General features: G+C 70.3%; 1 protein-coding gene. It reads right to left on the reverse strand.

Annotated features, from left to right (window positions below; all coding sequences use genetic code 11):
• Positions 1-127: 127 nt before the first annotated feature.
• On the reverse strand, positions 128-960 hold an 833-nt coding region (locus tag G3N94_RS41640; RefSeq protein WP_205799949.1), incomplete at its 5' end, for a type II secretion system F family protein.

Here is a 960-nt window from a genome sequence, read left to right on the forward strand (position 1 = left end):
GTCGGCGAGCGCCCGCCGGCTGCGCGTTTCCGCGCCGGCGCGGCGCAGCGCGAGGATGGCCAGCAGCACCACGCCGAGCGCGCCGAGCGCCAGTGCAATCGATCCGAGTTGGTTGGGAGTCATCGCGTCACCTGAGCCGGGCCATCCTGTACAGCCATGCGCCACCCGCGACCTGCATCATGAAGGCAAGGTACAGCAGCTGGCGACCACCCCGATCGGACCACATCGCCTCGACATAATCGGGGCTGGTCGCGACCACGAAACTGCCGATCCCGATCGGCAGCAGCACGAGCACCCAGGCCGACAGCCGCGTTTCCGACGACATCGCCATCAGCTCGCGCTCCGCCTGCTCGAGATCGCGCATGAACATCGACATGCGGTCGAGCATCACGTCGGCCCGTCCGCCATAGCGGACCGACAGCCGCAGCACCGATCCGACCAGTTCGAACTCCTTCGTGTGATAGACCTTCGCGACGTGCATCATCGCGCGATCGATCTCGACCCCGGTGCGCAGCATTCTCGACACCTGGTCGAGACAGCCGCGCAGCGGTGCCTCGGTGGTCAGCAGCGCGGCCTGAAACGCGGCCGGCACGCTGTTGCCGAGCGTCACGAGCCGCACGATGCCGTCGAGGAACGACGGCAGCTGCCGGACGATCTGCAGCCGGCGGCGCTGGATCCGCGACACGAGCCAGAACGTGAGCAGCGCGGTGCAGCCCACCAGCGCCGCGATGCATGCGAGCCAGCCGCCGCGGCCGGCGACGAGCGCCACCGCAAGGATCGCCGCCATCGCGGCGATCGCCTTGCCGCGCGCGCCTTCGATGCCCGCCCGGCTGAGCAGGTGATCGACGTATTCGTCCGCTGCGGCCCGCCAGCGGGCCCACTGCGTCGACGGCACATCCGGCGATGCGGGACGCGCGCCGGCGCCGGGCGTCATCTGCGCGGCAGGCACGGGCCCGCCTT

It is taken from the genome of Burkholderia sp. Ac-20353 (assembly GCF_017104785.1).
Classification (GTDB): domain Bacteria; phylum Pseudomonadota; class Gammaproteobacteria; order Burkholderiales; family Burkholderiaceae; genus Burkholderia.